The organism is Cytobacillus sp. OWB-43 (assembly GCF_034651445.1).
Lineage (GTDB): Bacteria > Bacillota > Bacilli > Bacillales > Cytobacillaceae > Cytobacillus > Cytobacillus kochii.
On record NZ_JAYEFF010000001.1, the window covers coordinates 1,569,546 to 1,588,039 of the forward strand.

Genomic DNA, 18,494 nt, shown 5'->3' on the forward strand with positions numbered 1-18,494 from the left:
AACCTAACGTAGGCTCTGTACATGATAATTTATCCAAGTAGTCATTATTACTAAACTCATATGATAAAAGAATTATAGCATTCAAATCTTATATAAGCAATCGATGAGTTTAGAGGACTGAATCAATGACTGACTTCATTAACACCGGTGAAATATATGCCTCAATAGCTGATGCACCAGCTAATATAATAATGGCAATAAGGAAAGAAATTAAGTATTTACCTAGCAACGGCATAAATGGATTATTTACTTTCTTCATAAACAACCGACGAATCATCTTCATTGAAAATGAAATCGCAAAAGTAGATGTAATAATAAAAATTGGAATGATAATCATATTTTGTGGCAAAATGGACACAAAAGATAGTAAAAACCCATGCCACTTTAATTGACTTACTAAAAAACCGACAGTAAATCCAACGACCATCCCTTTCATAAATAATAAAACTAAAATAAGCGGTAATCCAATAATAGATATCCCCAATAGCCATATCACGCCTATATATTTACCATTATGAAGTAAGCTTTGTTCAAATATGTTAGCCGGTGTCGCCATTTCTTCATTTGAAACATGACCAAAAAACTGAGTCAAGTATTGAAATAAATCCTCTTTTTGCGTCAAACTTAAACTGTTTACGACCACCGCTCCAAATATGACACCCATCAAAAACAATATAATAACAAACAAGTAGATTGAGGAATGCTCACGGAAATGATTTGCTACGACGTTCTGGTACATTTTTTTTATCATTGCTCTTCCTCCTGAAAATGATTTCACTTACTAGAATGTATGCTAGACTTGCTGAGATCATGACAGAAAGATACGAAATAATATAACTAATCTATTAAAATTTTTATTGTCAATAAGATGTTATTTATTTACACTTTAAGAAAGTTACATTTACTATATGTAAAAGGGTATGATAGACCGGCGATAGGCGCTATTAAATTAAAAAGGAGAATAAAGAATGAATCCCATCTTAGTAGATTTTCCAGAGAAAATAGAAACAACACGTTTGTATTTTAGACCATGTTTGCCTGGTGACGGCAAGATAGTGCATGAAGCCATTGCAGTGTCGCGAGATTCTCTAAAAAAGTGGTTGCCTTTTGCTGTAAAAGAAGAGACTGTTGAAGAAGTAGAAGCTGGAATACGCGCATCTTTTGCCGAATTTATTAACCGAAGCGATTTCCGTCTACATATCTATCTGAAGGAGAATCATCTTTTTGTTGGCTCAATCGGCCTTCACCGGATAAATTGGGATATTAAAAAATTTGAAATTGGTTATTGGTGTGATAGCCGCCAAATTAAGAATGGCTATATAACAGAAGCTGCAGAAGCTTTGACAGCTTTCTGTTTTGAGCATTTCAAAGCGAATAGAGTTGAAATCCGCTGTGATGAAAAAAATATAGATAGTCGGCGAATAGCGGAAGGTCTCGGTTTCCCATTAGAGGGCATATTGCGTAACGATAGCTTAGCAACCGATAACATATCCCTAAGAAGTACATGTGTGTATGCAAAAGTAAAAGTTGATGACTAATTGATATCCTCATACAAAAAGGTGAGGGCCTTGTCAAAATCTTAAACAAAGCCCCCACCATCTCAAGAAAAAAATAAACATATCCCCGATTAATTAACTCGCCTTTGACGACTGAATGAGGTCGTGGTCCTTTTTTGTTTTATGAGCCACATTACCATAAATAATCCCTAAAATGATAATACAAACCCCTAACCACTGAAGCGGGACAAGTTCTTCCTGTAAAACCAGTACAGACATTAGTAAAGCAACTGGTAATTCTGACGATGTCAATATTGTACCTAACCCAGCACCCACATGAGGCATTCCGATTGCAAATAACAATGGTGGTAAAGTGACACCAAAAAGACCTAAAAACAATCCGTACGGCATAAGTGCCGTTACAGTTGCTGCATCAGCTAAGAAAACTGGCGGGAAGATGACAAAAGTAATGAGTAATCCACCAATGGCAAAGACAGCGCTTCTTTGGATCGGCGGTACTTCTTTCCCTACCGTGCTACTAATATAGGCGAAGATGGAGAAGGATAATGCCGCAAGCATACCCCATCCTGCACCAACTAGAGAAAAGTCATTAAATCCTTGTGACAAAATACCTGTTGCCAAGAAAGAGCCAATAAGTAACAGCAAAATCGCACGTAATTTTTTCATTCCTGGTTTTTTTCTATCAACAATAAACTCAATAGCCGTACCAATCCAAACAAACTGAAATAAGAAAATGATGGCTAACGACGCATTTAAAGACTGTAAGGATTGATAATAAAATATTCCCGTTAAACCAGTTGGCACACCACATAATACGAGAAAGCTAAAACGCTTGAAGCTTATCTTCTGTTTTTTTGTAAACAAGAATATAAGCCAAATCAGTAACGTCCCAGCTAAAAATTGGCTTCCAGAAACTTCAGCAAGTTCGAACCCCTCACCGTAGGCAAGCTTGACAAAGGTTGATAATACACCAAAGCAAGCACCTCCGATAAGGACTGCTAAAGGATACATTGATTGTTTCATCCGTATTTCCTCCTCAATCTACCGGTTGACAAATATCGTTTTAATAAAGATAAGAGCATTTTTTTAAAATACAAAAAGCCACACATCGATGCTACTTGCATCAATGTGTGGCGAAAAAAGAGTGTCTACTCTTAAAAAGTCCACAAATCCGTACCGGTTTTGGCATTCAATTATTTATACCACTGTATCTTATCCCCGACATGGGTAGTCTGTCAAGTCTAGTATTTAATCAATGCGAATTCTACCATATCTTCCTCCGCCACCTACGTCAAATTGTAAGCTCCCTGATCTCGCCTGCTCAATCAGAAGCGCTGCTTGTTCAGGTATGACTTGTTGCAATGAGGCAAGAGGAACATCATGGATGATGGCCATTTCTGTGCCATAATGAAGAAGTAGCTTTTCTAATGTCTTTACCCCGATTCCGGGAATAAACTCTAAAGGGATTTGATGGATATAGGGTGGTCGTTTCCTCCCTTGAGCCATTGAAGTTACATTTGCTAACTCTTGAATACGATTTTTTACCCCTTTAATGATTTTCTTACTAGCACAGTTACTGCATAGTACTGTCCCTTGTGGCTGGGCCACACCACATTGAACACAGACCGTCTCATGATATTTACCCAGAAGCGGATCTAATCCATAATTAGCTTCAACTGCTCTTCCATCCATTTGTTGCAGTGCCATAGTTAACTCCTTAAAACTTAATTCTTGGAGGGAGATTTTTTGGTATTCTCTTGCAATTTTCGCTAATGAATGCGCATCAGAGTTTGTTATAAATGGATAGTCATGTAACTCAGCTATCCTGTCGGCCATTTCTGTATTAGCGCTCAATCCTAATTCAATTGCATCAATCGAATGAGGGTCAAATACTTCCTTAAGTGAATGCTTTACGCCCTTTCCATATAAGCTTTTAAAAGGTGTAAACACATGGGCAGGAATAAACAAACCTTCTAATTCCTTTACCTTTTGTTGAAGCATACGTCCTTCTATATAAACACGCTGTGAACTCAGTTGAATATTCTTCATTAAAACTGACAACCAGTTTGAAAAATCTTTCATGTGGCTAAGTGTTGGGAAAAACGATAGAACATGGATGGGCCCATGACAATATTGATCATAAATCTCGAGCTCTGAACCAAGAATAATCATCATATCATCAAATAATAATCCGCCATCCTCATGTTCTTGTAACTCACCCTCCTGAAGTAAAGCCTCTATTTCAGTTATCACTTCTGGAGAATGACAATCGATAATCCCAATGATGTCTAACCCTTTTTGATTTTTTGCATGATGAATAATGTTTGTAAAAGTCAAGTTTTTTGAACCTGTGATTTTAACCGGCTTTCCAGTAGCGGTTCTCCCAATATGAATATGCAAATCTGCATAATAAGATTTCATTTTTCCTGCAATGCTTCTTTTAGTTGCATATATTGAACTGCATAAGCGGTTTTCGCATCATAGATTTTTTGCTCTCCTATTAATTGGACAGCTTCTTGAACAGTGACTTCTTTCAGATTAACAAATTCATCTTCATCAAGATTGGCCGAATTTTCTATCACATGTAAACCTTTTGCCATATACAAATGAACAATTTCATCAGCAAAACCAGGAGAGGTATAAAAAGAAATAAGCCACTCTATCTCATCACACCCATACCCTGTTTCTTCTTCTAATTCTCTTTTTGCACATTGTAGGGGATCTTCGTTTCCTTCTAATTTACCTGCTGGTATTTCAATTATCGTCTTCTCAAGTGCTTTACGGTATTGTTCAACCATAACCATTTTTCCTTCATCTGTTAGTGCTAATATTGCTACTGCACCTGGGTGCTTGACTACTTCTCTTTTCGACAATTGTCCGTTCGGTAGTTCAACTTCCTCTACTTGGAGTCGAATAATCCTACCGTCAAAGATTTTTTCCGTTTTTAACGTTTTTTCTTCTAGGCGACTCATTTTCTCTCGTCACTCCTGTTCTATCCGATTATTCTGCTCATACATTTTAACATACTTATGTTTAGGAGAGCTCTTGATGAAAATTTACGTTCATGAAAAGGGTATTACCTTTGTTGGTAAGGCATGGGAAATTAAAGAAAAACTAAAGGTTTATCAGAAGTCATTTACTTATGTTAGAGAATGGATAGATGGAACAACAAATGATGATTATTACAAGGAGCCCAAGAATAGCGAACGTGACTCATAAATTCTCCATGCAATGAATCAAAAGATTTGTTTAACCTCTCTCAGTATCGGTAAAATAGATAAAAAATACTCAGAGAAGAGCGGAGGTTCACAAATGAAAAAAGTACAGTTAGGTAAATCACCATTAATGGTTACTCCACTTGGTCTTGGTTGTATGTCACTTGGAACAGATAAACGAAAGGCACAAGCGATTATTGAAACAGCACTAGAAGAAGGTATTAATTATTTTGATACAGCCGACTTATACGACTTTGGTTTGAATGAACAGCTAGTTGGAGAAGCGTTAAAACGCGTACGAGAGGATGTCGTTATTGCCACAAAAGTAGGTAATCGGTGGACTGAAGGAAAAGAAGGCTGGCGCTGGGATCCGTCAAAAGCTTATATAAAAGAAGCCGTAAAACAAAGCTTGAAACGATTAAGTGTAGAATATATTGACTTATATCAATTGCATGGCGGGACGCTAGAAGATAATATACTAGAAACAATTGACGCGTTTGAAGAGCTTAAACAAGAAGGTTTTATTAAGGCATATGGTATCTCCTCCATTCGTCCTAATGTGATTCGCGAATATGTTAAGCATGCCTCTATTGATTCAGTAATGATGCAATATAGTTTACTTGATCGTCGTCCAGAGGAAGAAGTTTTACCACTATTAGCTGAAAATAACATTAGTGTCGTTACGAGAGGTCCACTCGCTAAAGGTTTATTAAGTGAAAACTGGATTGATAAACTATCGGAACAAGGATATTTAGATTATAGTGAAACTGAATTGCGTGCTCTTCTGACTGAGCTTAAAGCAAAGTTTACTGAAACACGCCATCTACAAGAAGCGGCTATACAATATAACTTGGCACATAAAGGGGTTACTTCTATTATTGCCGGTGCCTCTTCTATGGAGCAGGTTAAAGAGAATGTTGCCGCCGTTCGTGCAGAGCCATTATCTAAGTCAGAATTAACTTTCATGGAACAATTAGCTAAAATGAATAAGTACGAGGCACATCGTTAACACTTACTTAAATCAAAAAGGATGACGTACCTTTGGATACGTCATCTTTTCTCGTAATCTATTATTTAAATTCTTTCCAATTTAAGTTACTTTCGCCTAAAAGCTCTTCAAAGCTTTTATTTTTCTCACGTAATTTACGCTCTTCTGCTTTTCTACGTGATTCTTCCTCAAACTTTATTTCTTCCGCTTTTTTTAGCTCATTTTTCTTCACTTGCAACCCTCTGACAAGCTCAGGATTTAACATATCTCCTAAAGTAAGCGGCTTATCTTCATTTATTTTCTTTGATTGTGCTCGCTGTTTTCTCTGCTTCATGACTGGTGTCCTACCCCCTCATTCTTTTGTATAGAATGTATGGTTATTATAGCATAGAACCCTCTCACCATAAATTATTCTGCAAGCTCTATTACAGTTGCCACACCTTGGCCGCCACCAATACACAATGTTGCTAAACCTTTCTTCGCTTGGCGTTTTTGCATTTCATGGATGAGAGTAACTAAAATTCGTGCGCCACTTGCACCAATTGGGTGCCCTAGAGCAATTGCGCCACCGTTTACATTTAAGATGTCTTTCTTAAAGTTCAATTCACGATCAACCGCTAGGGACTGGGCCGCAAAAGCTTCGTTTGCTTCAATTAACTCTAATTCTTCCAATGTAGTATTTGCTTTCGTTAATGCTTTCTTCACCGCTTCTACTGGACCAATTCCCATAATACTTGGGTCAACACCAGCATTCCCATTTCCTTTAATTGTAACAAGTGGCTTAATTCCTAACTCTTCCGCTTTTTGTTTACTCATTACTACCACTGCCGCTGCACCATCATTGATACCAGATGCATTGCCTGCTGTCACACTTCCTTCTTTTCTAAATGCTGGGCGGAGTTTACCTAATTTTTCTGCAGTTGTACCTGCTTTTGGATGTTCATCTTGATCAAAAATGATTGGCTCTCCTTTTCGCTGCGGAATCTCTACCGGAACGATTTCATCTTTAAAGCGACCAGATTCGATTGCTTGCGTTGCTTTCTCTTGGCTCTCAGCCGCAAATTGATCTTGTTCCGCTCTAGAAATCTCATATTTATCACATAAGTTTTCAGCAGTTACACCCATATGATACTGATTAAATGCACATGTTAGCCCATCATCAATAAGGGAGTCATATAAAGTAGTATTACCCATTTTAAACCCATCACGTGCACCTTTTAGAATATAAGGTGCTTGGCTCATATTTTCCATGCCACCAGCGACAATAATGTCTGCATCTCCAGCGACAATTGCTTGCGTTGCTAAATGAACGGCTTTCAAGCCAGAGCCACACACTTTATTAATAGTCATTGAAGAAACACTTTCAGGTACACCTGCTTTTATAGCTGCTTGTCTTGCTGGGTTTTGGCCTAATCCTGCTTGCAGCACATTCCCCATAATAATTTCGTCAACTGCCGATGCTTCTACCCCTGCTTTTTTTAATGCTTCCTTAATAACTACTGCTCCTAGATCTATCGCTGATACCCCTTTTAAACTCCCATTAAATGTTCCTAACGCTGTTCTTGTAGCGCTTACAATAACGACTTCTGCTCGTTCCATACTGTTTTTCCCCTCCATGGTTACCTTGTTATGAATCTACCTCTCTATTATGCCACACTTTACTTAATTCTTGCATTTCTGAATATTAAACCACTACAATAAAGTAAACGCTTTCTATAAAAGGAGGAATATAATGTTTACACTGCCAAAAGAAGTGACGATTATTGAAGTGGGCCCGAGAGATGGACTACAGAATGAAAAAAACTTCGTTCCAACAGATATCAAAAAACAATTTATTCAAAAATTAAAAAGTGCTGGTGTAAAAGAAATGGAACTTACCTCATTTGTTTCGCCAAAATGGGTACCGCAAATGAGTGATGCAGCTGAAATTGTTGCTGATACCCTCACATCACATACGCGAGATATGGTGCTTGCTCCCAACCGAAAAGGGATTGATCGTGTTTATGCTACTGATTGCCAGGCCGTTGCTACTTTTGTTGGTGTTAGTCAAACGTTCAACAAAAAGAATATTAATAAAACAACCGAAGAAAGTGTCGCTGAAATTGTGCCAATAATCAAAGAATTAAAAGGAAATGGATATTTTGTACGTGCTTGTATTTCCACAGCTTTTTATTGTCCGTACGAAGGAAAAGTAGATGTAAATGATACATTAAAATTATGCCAAGCCTTTGTCAATGCAGGAGCAGATGAGTTAAGTGTTGCTGATACCATCGGAATGGCGGCTCCGCATGAATCATTTGATGTATTTAAAAAGTTAAAAGATGCTTTTCCTGAAACACTCATTACCGCTCATTTTCATGATACACGAAAATTAGCTCTTCCTAACATCCTTGCTGCTCTTCAAGCTGGTGTCGACCGTTTTGATACTTCTGCTGGTGGGCTTGGCGGCTGCCCTTTCGCTCCAGGTGCAGCTGGGAACGCTGCTACGGAAGATGTGGTATATATGTTAGAGAGAATGGGTATCTCAACCAATATAGACTTGCAAAAGTTAGTTGAAGCCATTCATCTCGTTAAGCCACATATGACAAGGACAATTGAAAGTAGTTATTTTCAACTAAATGCTTAAACAATCCGTCCATCTTATGACACGAACCGGTGTTTTAAGATGGATATTTCTTTTGTCCAAATGGTAAAATAAAGGAAAACTCCATGGAGGGAAAAAATGAAAAGAATCCTGCGCTATAGTTTATTACTGCTAACTGTTATTCTCTCTATTGGCACCTATTTCACAAATAAATTAATGTATATTCGTAAAAAAGATAACGCGGTTATCGTTGAAAGAGAAAGCATCGCTGGCAGATTAAATGTCTCAGCCTATGATCAATTAGAAAAGGAAGAACATTTTATCCATTCTCCTTTAGGATACTCTCTTAAAGTTGTCGTTGCTGCACCTTATCCTAGTAATAGATACGTCATCATTTCTCATGGGGTGACAGAGAATAAAACGAACTCTATAAAATATATGAACTTGTTTTTATCTCGCGGGTTCAATGTTGTTATTTATGATCACCGAAGACATGGTGAATCTGGCGGGAAGACAACGAGCTATGGCTATTATGAGAAATATGATCTTAAAGCTGTGGTAGATTGGCTCAAAAGGCAGAAAGGTCCTGATGTACTCTTAGGTATTCATGGTGAATCAATGGGGGCAGCGACAATGCTCTTATACGCTGGGAGCCTTGCTGATGATGCTGATTTTTATATTGCTGATTGTCCTTTTTCTGATTTATCTGGTCAACTTACTCATCATTTGCGTACGACCTTTAAATTACCCCCTAAAGTAATCTTGCCAATAAGTAACGTTTTTCTTAGATTGCGTGACAAATATTCCATCCATGACGTGTCACCACTCGCTGTCGTATCTTATATCAGTAAGCCTGTTCTTTTTATCCATAGTAAAGATGATACATTTATCCCACCTGTTATGACGGAAATGCTGTATGAACAAAAAAATGAACCCAAAAAACTGTTCATTGCTAAAAATGGCGCACATGCTCAATCATACAATGAAAATAAAGAAGCCTATGAAGCAGCCATCGACTCTTTCTTTACGGATAATGGAATCCCCTTTCAAGTGGAAGATTCACCTGCCCATAAATTTGAGCGATAGCCTACCATAAGCTGATTTTTAACCAAATTCCCACCCTCTATCATTGACTAGACTGAAGCTTTTGTTTTTACTTGTTGCTCATTTCTCTTTTTAGCGCACACAGCTCTTTATAGATGCCCTCAGCCAAGGCATAGAAAATCAAATTTGCTTAGCATAACTTTTCTAACCTATTATTCCTCGGGTTTATGGTGATAGCCTTTGTCATCATAAGCCTCTTCTTTAAGAATCCATTCTTTTCTCTTTTTTTGCAGTTCGAACTTCATATCGTTGATCTCACTTTTATCCTTCTGCCAGAGTACTTCATAACTAAACACTTCTTCACCGTATTTATGCCAATCTTCTTGTAATTCTTTGTTCATATGACGACCATCATTTAAGATCATTTTAGAAGTAAGCCAACGATTTTTCACATTTGGTACAGCATCAATAAATTTTTTTCCATTGCTTTCGTTTTTTATTCTAATCACACCATAATAGGTTTTCATCTCTTTATACTGTTGTTTTAATTCTTTCTTACGATCGGGTTTCAATAGTATTCCTCCTTAATCATTTACCCAATAGGCTTTGCCATCTGGCGTCCTGTTCATATATCCATAATCGATTAAATACCTTCTTATAGTGACATAATCATCGTATATGCCTACTAGTATTTCTTTTATTTCATCTTCTCCGTATGTGCGCCCAGTAACAAATTCTTTGATGATGCGACTTAAAATCGCGATTTTCTTTTTCTCTTTTTTCGGTAATCGTTTTAACTTGAGCGGATGGAGGCTCTCGAAATTTTCATTTATGATTTGCTCTCGTTCTTCTATTGTCATAAAGTAGCGTTCATCCACCATAGTCGCACCGTTATGAATAGGGATGATTTCTTCCTGAAGATGACCTAGAAACGCATTTTCATATATGGCTAAGTATAGCTTTGCTTGCTTTGCCTTTTCACGAAATGAAAACTTTTGATGGCGAATCGTTGAGTGAGATACATTCATCTCTTCTGCAATTTGGGCATCTTTTTTACCCGATTGAAAGGCGCTTAACAACTGCTTTTGTTTATCTGTTAGCGTATTATATTTACTCTCGTTTGAAAGTAGCTGCAGAAAATTCCCTCCGTGCTCTTCGGATATATGCCACTCTACTGCTTGTTTTCCTAAAAACATTTCTTCGGCAAATTGATAAACCCGCCCTGTTTCAAAAGTCTGTTGGCAATAATTACATACGTAAACAGCTTCTTGTGATCGATATTGATATCCTTGCTTTAGTTCAGTGACAGTTAATGATTGAAAGTCCATATTACCCTCCTTATATAAACAAATTTTAAATATGTTTACTAAATTAGTCAACAAAAAAAGAGAAGATTTCTGTTTCTTCTCTTTCTCATTTCGTATAATCCATAAAAGCCATACGTGGATTCAAGTATTCATAATTATTTTTTAATTGAAAGCATCTTGCCTTATCACTATAATCAATCGTTACCTCTTCTGATAAAAAGACTTCCTTAGAAGGCTCGATATAAATAGACATGAAATCTGTTTGTACTTCGCTGTCATCTGGCTCTAGTTCTTTCACAAGCCACAAAGCAGTTACACCGCTTACAACACAGCCACAACCTTCAGTATCATATTTTAATTTTAAATAACCATCTTTATTTTTTATTTTTTCTGTTAGTTTCATTATGGCTCTTGGTGTAATTGTTATCTTCAACTTTACCGCCCTTTCTTCCTATGTTAATCATGATTATAACAACGAAAATGATTGAATAACAGCTTCAGTCCATTAGGTACCATTTGACAACCATCCAACTGCCATTATCTAATTGCTTTTATTATTTAATCTTTCTATTTCCAATCTGAGCTTTTCTTGGCTTTTAATAAACCAAAGTTCCTCTGGATATTGCGCCATAATGGCATTTGCAAATTCAACAGGATCATTACCCATAATATCCTGTAATGGAAGTTGCTCAATTGAACTTTCTTTAAATAATTGAAGCATATTTTCTAACACTTCCATAAAATTTTCTCCTTTGGCGAAATTCCACATATACTGTTCTAACGCATGAAGGGCGTCCTTGTAACTTTGTGGCAACTGCTCTTTTTCAGCTTTATAATCGTTATACCGCTTTTTACTGCCAATTAATTTTTCAAATAGGTTTTTCATTTACTATCATTCTCCTTTATGTCATTTAATTTTCTAGAGAGAAAAAACCATTTCTCCCAAAACTTATCGAGCTCATACTTTCCGGAATCATTTAACGTATAAAACTTCCTTGGTGGACCAAGCTCCGATTTTCTTTTTTCAACATGTAACAGCTCTTTCTTTTCAAGTCTAAGCAACACAGTGTACACAGTTCCTTCTGCAATATCTTCAAAGCCTATGTTTTGTAAATACTGTGTGATTTCATAGCCATAGGTCTCCCCCTGCCCTATTTTCTGAAGCACAATTCCTTCTAACACACCTTTCAATAACTCTGTTAACCCTTTCACTCGTTAAACCCCTCTTTCATTCTTAACTAAGTAGTAATACTAGGTAGTATACATAAACAACTTGTTCTTTAACATAAACGATATTAACTATATAGTAAAACTAAGTACTACTACATAATATGACTAAGTAGATAAATTGTCAATGGTTTAAAAAAATAAAAAACCACCTGAACTTCTTTTCTTAAAAGGTTCAGGTGGGAAGCACTTATGCTTACGCAATGATTGCTTGCTGTTTCTTTTCTTTCTTTTTATTTAAAAATAACACTAAACCTACAAGCCCAATACCGATAGCTGTTAAGATTGCTGCTGCGATATAAGCTGTCGTAAAGCTTCCTGTTGTTTCCTTGAAGTAGGAAGCGATACGTGGACCTACAAAAGCGCCCCCAGAATAGCCAAGAAAAACGATGGCATAGTTCATACCGAAATTCTTTTGACCAAATGACTGACTAGTTAAAGGCGGAAACACAACAAGTAAACCACCAAAAGCAAAACCGAGAATAATAATACAAATGGTGAAGTACACAAGTGATGTCGCCATCGTTAATAGTAATAATGCTGCAATCGTCATAACTAAATTAATTAATAGAGCGATATAGGAACCGAATTTATCATAAATAACACCAAACGCTAAGCGTCCAACAAAGTTCGATAATGTGCTAATACTGACAATGACTGCACCAACTGTCGCTGTTAACCCAACTTGGTCTTGAGCGATTACAGAAGCAGAAGATACCATCATTGTTCCTGCCGTACTCGCTGCCACTAAAGTTAAAAATAATAGATAAAACAGTGGCGTAGCAAGCATTTCCTTCCAATTTAGATTGATGATTGCCGCCTTTTTCTTTTGACTTTGTTCTTTTTCCGATGGTAATTGCCAGCCTTTAGGACGGAAGTTAGCTGGTGCAGTGTACATTAACCAACCCACAGCCCAAACACCGATAAAAAAGACGATCCCCAGTATACGAAATGATACTAGCACACCGAAACGTTCAATAATTATCGCCGCAATCGGAGACAATATAAATGGACCAATTGCTGCACTTGATAATAATAACCCTGAAATCTTTCCACCCTTATCAGGGAACCAGCGCATGGCTGTGACTAAGGCCGAATTATACATCATCCCCGCTCCACTACCAGCGATTAGGCTGAAGGTTACATAAAGCATTGGAATGGTTGTCACTGAAGCAGTTAAAAACCATCCTAACCCAAAGAGTAACCCACCAATATACATCAGCCACTTGACCCCATAGCGGTCAGTAATCATGCCGGCAAATATGGCAACAATAGCAAAAATTAAAGTGTACAATGAGTAAGCTAAGTTATAGTCCGCACTTGACCATCCATGTAATTTTGTCATCGGTTCCGAAAAAACACTAAAAATCGCAATAGAGGCGACGAGAAAAATAATGATCCAGGCACTAGTGAAAATAAACCAGCGATTTGGTACTTTCTTTGATTTTGACATGTTTATCCCCCTTTTTCGAACAATCGCTTCATTTCTTATCTTTAAAGAAAGATAGCCATTAAGCCTTTACTGCTTAATGACTATCTTCAAAAAGTAATTATACGATTGTGTAGCCGCCATCAATTGGTACGACTGCACCGTTCATAAATTTCGATTCATCTGATGCTAAAAATACGGCTAGATCAGCCACTTCATAGTCATTACCGAAACGGTCTAACGGTATTTTATTTGTTGGACGTGTTTTTAACATATCTGCTGTTAATGGCGTACGGATTGTTCCCGGTGCAATCGCATTAATTTTGATACCTTTTGAACCATAGACTGCAGCAATATGCTTCGTATAACCGACTACCGCATGTTTTGACGCCGTGTAAGCGGCTCCACCCATTTGTGCAACAAGACCTGCAATGGAAGCAATATTGACGATTGTTCCTTCACCGCGCTTTATCATATTTGGTAATACAAGGTTTGTAATTTTATAAATGGCTTTCACGTTAATATCAAATATTAAATCCCATTGTTGCTCTGTTGTTTCTAAACTGTTCGTGTATTTATCAAAAATTCCAGCATTATTGATAACAACATCAATCTGACCGTAGTTATCCATAGCTGTTTTTACCATATTTTCTAAATCAGCTTGTTCTGTTACATTGACTTTTACCGCTAAAGCTTCCCCGTTGTTTTCCTTTATTTCTGTTACTACTGCTTCAGCACCTTCCATATTTAAGTCAGCAACAATTACTTTCGCTCCTTCACTAGCAAAACGAAGGGCTTCAGCCTTGCCCATACCAGATGCTGCCCCTGTAATAATAGCTACTTTATTTTGTAATCTCATAACTGTCTCCCCTTTGAAAGTAAATTAAATTAGGATAAGTGATTGCCTATTCCTTTGTCCTACGTTTACTATTGTAAAATAGCCTTTTAATAACGTATAATACATATTTATCTATAATTTATAACTTTGAAGTTATGAAAGAGGTGGATAGTTTTGGAGCTTTTACAGTTACGCTATTTTCAAAAAGTAGCTCATTTAGAAAGCATCACAAAAGCAGCGAATGAATTACATGTATCTCAACCAGCATTGAGTAAAATGATTGCAAGACTTGAACATGATTTGGGGGCATCTCTTTTCGATCGTCAAGGACGAACCATTCGCTTAAATGATTTTGGTCGCTCTTATTTAAATAGAATCAATCGTGTGTTTTTTGAATTGGAGGAAGGCGAGCGTGAAATAGAAGAAATGGTAACGACACAACATCGTATCACTTCGGTTTCCATTGCCCTGCCACATATCTTACCCTTCTTTATTGGAGAGTTTATGAAGGAGCATCCTAATGTTCATATTAAACAATACACCGGCACAGCAGCAGCGATGAAAAAGCAATTAGAGGATGGAGATATTGATTTTTGTATTTCTATGAGGCCTATCGAAGGGACAGAAATTGAGTGGATGACCCTCCTTGATGAGGAAATCTTTTTATCTGTTCCACCTGATCACCACCTTGCCCACCGATCTTCGGTTCATTTAAATGAAGTATGTAACGAGGTATTTATTAATCGTCCGATGGGCTATGATTTTAGAGATTTAACGGATCAGTTTTGCTCTGAAGCAGGCTTCACTCCCCATACTCCGCTTGAACTTGAAGAAGCAGGGGCTATTTTACGATTGATTGAGCTCGGTTTAGGGATTTCTTTTACACCACAGTTATCATTATTGCAAGAGAATTTACCGAAAACAGTGCAACTCCCGATCACTGCTCCTCGTTGTCGACGTAATATTGGACTCGCCTGGCATAAAGGACGTTATTTCTCTCAGGCTGCGACTGATCTCCATCAATTTACGGTGCGTTTTTTCAAACACATCGCTCTTACTTATTTTGACGATCAGAGTGTTGGCGATTGATACGGGGTATAGTTAACTTAACTTTCTTCTATATGAATGATTTCTGGTAGGAAAATGATATCAATACTGTCATCCTCCTTTACTACTCGAAGCGATTGTTTGAATGTATCTACATAATGAATGCGACCGGAAATAGTCACTTGTTCTCCTCGACGGAACAAGGTAAATGTTAACAAAGTATGAAACGCCATGGCCTCGCTAATCACCTCATCGAACTGTTCATATTGTTGTTCATCTAACTGAGGTTTAGTTTGTTTATGGTGACTTTCATCATACTCTCTTAAAAGCTTGACATGTTCCGGTAGCATCATTGAAACCCATTTCTTATTCCCACGATCACGAAGCATCACTTATTCCTTCTTTCTCATTACTATTTTTTATGGCCACCGACAAGTGTTGCTCTATGTCTCGCTGTACCTGCATCGGTATAAGAAACCGCTCGCAATAAGGAAGCAGATCCGAAGCGGGCACGAATGCGATCGACGGTATAGCCGAGCTTGCGCTTGTTAAAGCCGTTTTGATCAAATAAACTAAGCTGATACTCGTGATCATCGGTTATTTGTCCAAGAGAAATAGTAATCTTCCGAACCGTTTTGCCGTTATAATGTTCATCTAATAAAGCTAAACAAACATGATAAATGGTCATTGTTACATTTGTCGGCTCCTCCATTGTCCGAGAACGATAAAATCCACCACCAAACTCATCCTTGCTATATCCAAGCCCAAAATGAACGGTTCTTCCAGCCTTACGATGTGTGCGCGCCCTTCTTGCAACCTCCTCACACATCTCTAAAACAACATGCTTGATTTCTTCTCTATCAGTATAATCTCGAAGCAAGATTTGACTTTTCCCAAAGCTAATTTGACCTTGTAAAATCGGAGCACCGATTTCTGACAAATCTATTCCCCATGCGTGATAATATAGCTGATTGCCCATAATACCAAACTTTTTTTCTAGTGTAGTTAGATTAAAATGGGCAAGCTGACCAACCGTGAAAATGCCCATACTGTTCAAATTTTTCTCCATTCTACTACCTATACCCCACATTTGACTTAATGGAGAAATCGGCCAAAGCTTTTCTTCTATCTGCTCATAAGTCCACTCAGCAATACCAGCCTTCTTTGCTTCTAAATCAAGACAAAGCTTTGCCATTAACATATTAGGACCAATTCCAACAGATGAAGGTAGTTGAAATTCCCTTTCGATATCATCTTTTATCTTTTGGGCAATCGTATAGGCGTCACCCCATATATGTTCTGTTCCGTCAATACGAATAAAACTTTCATCGACACTATAAGTGTGCACAGCCTCTTTTGGTACATAGCGATGAAATACACGTGTAATTTCCATAGAGACACGTAAATACGTAGCCATCTTTGGCTCTTCAATAATAATGCGCGGGTCATTGGGTACTTCAAATAGCCGCGACCCTGTTTTTATGCCAAATTCTTTCTTCATTCTCGGTGAAGCAGCAAGAATGACACTACCTTTACGATCATGATTTCCCGCCACTACAAGATAGCATTCCATTGGATCTAATCCCCGTATAACAGCTGAACAACTGGCATAGAAGCTCTTCATATCTATACATAAAATTTGTTGTTTTGGCATTACACTATAATCAACCATTAGATTGCCTCTTCCCACTATAAAATAGGAACTTATGTTCCGTTTATTTATACCCATAATATTAACCGAATATACGTTCTCTTTCAATGGAAATTTTACGACGAATTTCTTATATTCGACTGCCTAGACAAAACCTGGGATTAAATAAGAATAGCTCTATCATTAGATGAGATGGACTATGGGTAAAACAAACTCTTGTACAGCAGAAGGCTGCTCCTTCCATTATTCTATGTATAAATATTCGACATATTATGATATTTTACCTAAATCTATAATCAAAAAAAGTCCCAGCTTTTCCTCTTTTATTTGACATGCCTGTTATTTAACGGGAATGTTTAATGGATAGTCGAAAAAATCAGTGTTGCTCCGCTTCTTTGACGGTTTATACGAGCAAATCTCTTTTGTAACCAAAATAAGACACAAAAAAAACAAGAACAAATTGTTCATGTTCCTGTTTTCTAAAGATTCCTAGCGAGTAAATGGGACCCAACCTTCTGCAGCTAGGATCACTTCCCATAATCCGTTCGGAATGTCATATTTATCTCTTTCTTTTAAATTCAGGGCATATTCTATTTTCTCAAGACGATCTTCTTGAATATATGCAGCCCATCTTGGTGAAATGAGCAATTCTCTACCTATAGCAATAAGCGGGATATTTCGTTCTCTAACAGCTAATGCATCATCAGGTGAATTCACTTTTCCAACGGCCATCAACGGAACGCGTCCGTTAATTACTTCATTCACCAGCTCAATTCTTGTGCGCTCTGTATCCGCCCCGCGGTGAGGAGTAGATAGTGCATGCATAAGGGAAATGTGCAAATAATCGAATGGAAGATTTGATAAGGCATCCACTAGTTGAAAGGTTTCAGTCATTGTTAAACCAGGTGTCGACGGCTCTTCAGGTGAGAAGCGATAACCGAAAATAAATGGTCTCTTTGCATGCTTATCAATCGCTTTTTGGCAAGCTTCCGCAACAGCCAATGGAAACTTCATCCGATTTTCTACGGATCCACCCCATTCATCCGTACGGTTATTCGTATAAGGGGAATAAAACTGCTGTACTAAATACCCGTTTGCACCATGAATTTCTACTCCATCAAAACCTGCTTCAATTGCTCTTCTCGTTGCTTCTCCAAAAGCTTCGATAATTTCTTCAATTTCCCCTGTCGATAGGGCACGAGCCTTTTGGTTATCACGATCGATATTTGATGCAGATACAACATCACCATCGGGAACAAGTTCAGAGGGACATGAAATGCCGCCGTGATGAATTTGTATCACCGCTTTTGCCCCTTCTTGTTGAACTGTCTCGGCTAGTTTTTTTAAACCAGGAATAAATTGGTCATCGTAAATAGCCGGTTGACCAGGAAAAGCTTTACCATTTGGTGTTACATTGGCGCAAGCAGTAATAACTGTACCTAAATCCTTTGCACGGGCCTTAATAAAGACTAATTCTTCTTCCGAAATAGAGCCATCTTCATTAGAAGAATAATGTGTCATCGGTGCGAGTGCAAGTCGATTTTTAACTGTCACACCGTTAGGAAATGTATAGGATTCAAATAATGGTTCAAATTTTGCTTTCATATCTATCACCTTTTCTCTATAAATATCTTCACGATTTCACCA

The 18,494-nt window shown here is 37.6% G+C and carries 22 protein-coding genes; 6 read left to right on the forward strand and 16 right to left on the reverse strand.

The window, feature by feature from the left end; all coding sequences use genetic code 11:
• Positions 1 to 109: 109 nt before the first annotated feature.
• Positions 110 to 751 carry a stage II sporulation protein M gene (gene spoIIM, locus U9M49_RS07655; protein WP_095372688.1) on the reverse strand — a complete coding sequence of 214 codons (642 nt, stop codon included), beginning with the start codon at positions 749 to 751 and terminating at the stop codon, positions 110 to 112.
• 217 nt (positions 752 to 968) lie between these two features.
• Between spoIIM and U9M49_RS07660 the strand changes: the two genes are divergently transcribed.
• On the forward strand, positions 969 to 1,538 hold the full coding sequence (locus U9M49_RS07660) for a GNAT family N-acetyltransferase (RefSeq protein WP_322909569.1): 570 nt from the start codon (positions 969 to 971) through the stop codon (positions 1,536 to 1,538).
• Positions 1,539 to 1,631: 93 nt separating this feature from the next.
• On the opposite strand, the gene U9M49_RS07665 is transcribed toward U9M49_RS07660, so the two are convergent.
• From U9M49_RS07665 to U9M49_RS07675, 3 genes are all read right to left on the reverse strand, one after another.
• Entirely contained in the window at positions 1,632 to 2,540 is a 909-nt protein-coding gene (locus U9M49_RS07665) for an EamA family transporter (RefSeq protein ID WP_307312989.1), read from the reverse strand.
• A gap of 225 nt (positions 2,541 to 2,765) precedes the next feature.
• Positions 2,766 to 3,938 (reverse strand): endonuclease Q family protein, encoded by a 1,173-nt coding sequence (locus U9M49_RS07670; RefSeq protein WP_095372685.1) that lies wholly within the window; start codon positions 3,936 to 3,938, stop codon positions 2,766 to 2,768.
• The gene (locus U9M49_RS07675; protein ID WP_095372684.1) at positions 3,935 to 4,489 is read right to left on the reverse strand and encodes an NUDIX hydrolase; all 555 of its coding nucleotides are present in this window, start codon (positions 4,487 to 4,489) and stop codon (positions 3,935 to 3,937) included. Before U9M49_RS07675 ends, U9M49_RS07670 begins: the two co-directional genes overlap by 4 nt.
• Positions 4,490 to 4,565: 76 nt before the next feature.
• Here U9M49_RS07675 and mciZ point away from each other — a divergent pair, with 76 nt between their 5' ends.
• Together mciZ and U9M49_RS07685 are read left to right on the forward strand one after the other, a co-directional pair.
• Positions 4,566 to 4,736, forward strand: coding sequence for a Z-ring formation inhibitor MciZ (gene mciZ, locus U9M49_RS07680; RefSeq protein WP_307312985.1), 171 nt, complete (start codon positions 4,566 to 4,568; stop codon positions 4,734 to 4,736).
• 93 nt (positions 4,737 to 4,829) lie between these two features.
• Complete coding sequence (locus tag U9M49_RS07685) at positions 4,830 to 5,741, forward strand: aldo/keto reductase (protein WP_095372682.1); 912 nt, start codon at positions 4,830 to 4,832, stop codon at positions 5,739 to 5,741.
• Positions 5,742 to 5,802: 61 nt separating this feature from the next.
• Here U9M49_RS07685 and U9M49_RS07690 read toward each other — a convergent pair whose 3' ends face one another.
• Both U9M49_RS07690 and U9M49_RS07695 read right to left on the reverse strand, forming a co-directional pair.
• Positions 5,803 to 6,054, reverse strand: a complete 252-nt coding sequence (locus U9M49_RS07690; RefSeq protein ID WP_322909570.1) for a YqkE family protein — start codon at positions 6,052 to 6,054, stop codon at positions 5,803 to 5,805.
• A 74-nt stretch (positions 6,055 to 6,128) separates the two neighbouring features.
• Positions 6,129 to 7,319, reverse strand: coding sequence for an acetyl-CoA C-acetyltransferase (locus U9M49_RS07695; RefSeq protein ID WP_095372680.1), 1,191 nt, complete (start codon positions 7,317 to 7,319; stop codon positions 6,129 to 6,131).
• Positions 7,320 to 7,452: 133 nt separating this feature from the next.
• Here U9M49_RS07695 and U9M49_RS07700 point away from each other — a divergent pair, with 133 nt between their 5' ends.
• Positions 7,453 to 8,346, forward strand: coding sequence for a hydroxymethylglutaryl-CoA lyase (locus U9M49_RS07700; protein ID WP_180316951.1), 894 nt, complete (start codon positions 7,453 to 7,455; stop codon positions 8,344 to 8,346).
• Between the two features lie 96 nt (positions 8,347 to 8,442).
• The gene (locus U9M49_RS07705) at positions 8,443 to 9,390 is read left to right on the forward strand and encodes an alpha/beta hydrolase (RefSeq protein WP_095372678.1); all 948 of its coding nucleotides are present in this window, start codon (positions 8,443 to 8,445) and stop codon (positions 9,388 to 9,390) included.
• A gap of 170 nt (positions 9,391 to 9,560) precedes the next feature.
• Here U9M49_RS07705 and U9M49_RS07710 read toward each other — a convergent pair whose 3' ends face one another.
• The 7 genes from U9M49_RS07710 to U9M49_RS07740 form a co-directional block, all read right to left on the reverse strand.
• A complete protein-coding gene (locus U9M49_RS07710; RefSeq protein WP_322909571.1) occupies positions 9,561 to 9,920 on the reverse strand; it encodes a GIY-YIG nuclease family protein in 360 nt (119 codons plus the stop codon).
• Positions 9,921 to 9,932: 12 nt separating this feature from the next.
• Positions 9,933 to 10,676: a DUF2087 domain-containing protein gene (locus U9M49_RS07715; RefSeq protein ID WP_095372677.1), complete on the reverse strand. Its 744-nt coding sequence runs from the start codon at positions 10,674 to 10,676 to the stop codon at positions 9,933 to 9,935.
• Between the two features lie 85 nt (positions 10,677 to 10,761).
• Positions 10,762 to 11,088, reverse strand: a complete 327-nt coding sequence (locus tag U9M49_RS07720) for an iron-sulfur cluster biosynthesis family protein (RefSeq protein ID WP_322909572.1) — start codon at positions 11,086 to 11,088, stop codon at positions 10,762 to 10,764.
• Between the two features lie 108 nt (positions 11,089 to 11,196).
• Entirely contained in the window at positions 11,197 to 11,541 is a 345-nt protein-coding gene (locus tag U9M49_RS07725; RefSeq protein WP_322909573.1) for a DUF1048 domain-containing protein, read from the reverse strand.
• Positions 11,538 to 11,867 carry a PadR family transcriptional regulator gene (locus U9M49_RS07730; protein WP_095372674.1) on the reverse strand — a complete coding sequence of 110 codons (330 nt, stop codon included), beginning with the start codon at positions 11,865 to 11,867 and terminating at the stop codon, positions 11,538 to 11,540. Before U9M49_RS07730 ends, U9M49_RS07725 begins: the two co-directional genes overlap by 4 nt.
• Before the next feature lie 211 nt (positions 11,868 to 12,078).
• Positions 12,079 to 13,335 (reverse strand): OFA family MFS transporter, encoded by a 1,257-nt coding sequence (locus U9M49_RS07735; protein WP_322909574.1) that lies wholly within the window; start codon positions 13,333 to 13,335, stop codon positions 12,079 to 12,081.
• A gap of 97 nt (positions 13,336 to 13,432) precedes the next feature.
• Positions 13,433 to 14,170, reverse strand: coding sequence for an SDR family NAD(P)-dependent oxidoreductase (locus U9M49_RS07740; RefSeq protein WP_095372672.1), 738 nt, complete (start codon positions 14,168 to 14,170; stop codon positions 13,433 to 13,435).
• A gap of 153 nt (positions 14,171 to 14,323) precedes the next feature.
• Here U9M49_RS07740 and U9M49_RS07745 point away from each other — a divergent pair, with 153 nt between their 5' ends.
• Entirely contained in the window at positions 14,324 to 15,238 is a 915-nt protein-coding gene (locus U9M49_RS07745) for a LysR family transcriptional regulator (RefSeq protein ID WP_095372671.1), read from the forward strand.
• A gap of 17 nt (positions 15,239 to 15,255) precedes the next feature.
• Here the strand turns inward: U9M49_RS07745 and U9M49_RS07750 are convergent, their stop codons facing one another.
• The 3 genes from U9M49_RS07750 to U9M49_RS07760 form a co-directional block, all read right to left on the reverse strand.
• Positions 15,256 to 15,585: a YolD-like family protein gene (locus tag U9M49_RS07750; protein WP_095372670.1), complete on the reverse strand. Its 330-nt coding sequence runs from the start codon at positions 15,583 to 15,585 to the stop codon at positions 15,256 to 15,258.
• Between the two features lie 23 nt (positions 15,586 to 15,608).
• On the reverse strand, positions 15,609 to 16,868 hold the full coding sequence (locus U9M49_RS07755; RefSeq protein ID WP_322909575.1) for a DNA polymerase thumb domain-containing protein: 1,260 nt from the start codon (positions 16,866 to 16,868) through the stop codon (positions 15,609 to 15,611).
• A 468-nt stretch (positions 16,869 to 17,336) separates the two neighbouring features.
• Positions 17,337 to 18,452, reverse strand: a complete 1,116-nt coding sequence (locus U9M49_RS07760) for an NADH-dependent flavin oxidoreductase (protein WP_095372668.1) — start codon at positions 18,450 to 18,452, stop codon at positions 17,337 to 17,339.
• Positions 18,453 to 18,494: the final 42 nt, after the last annotated feature.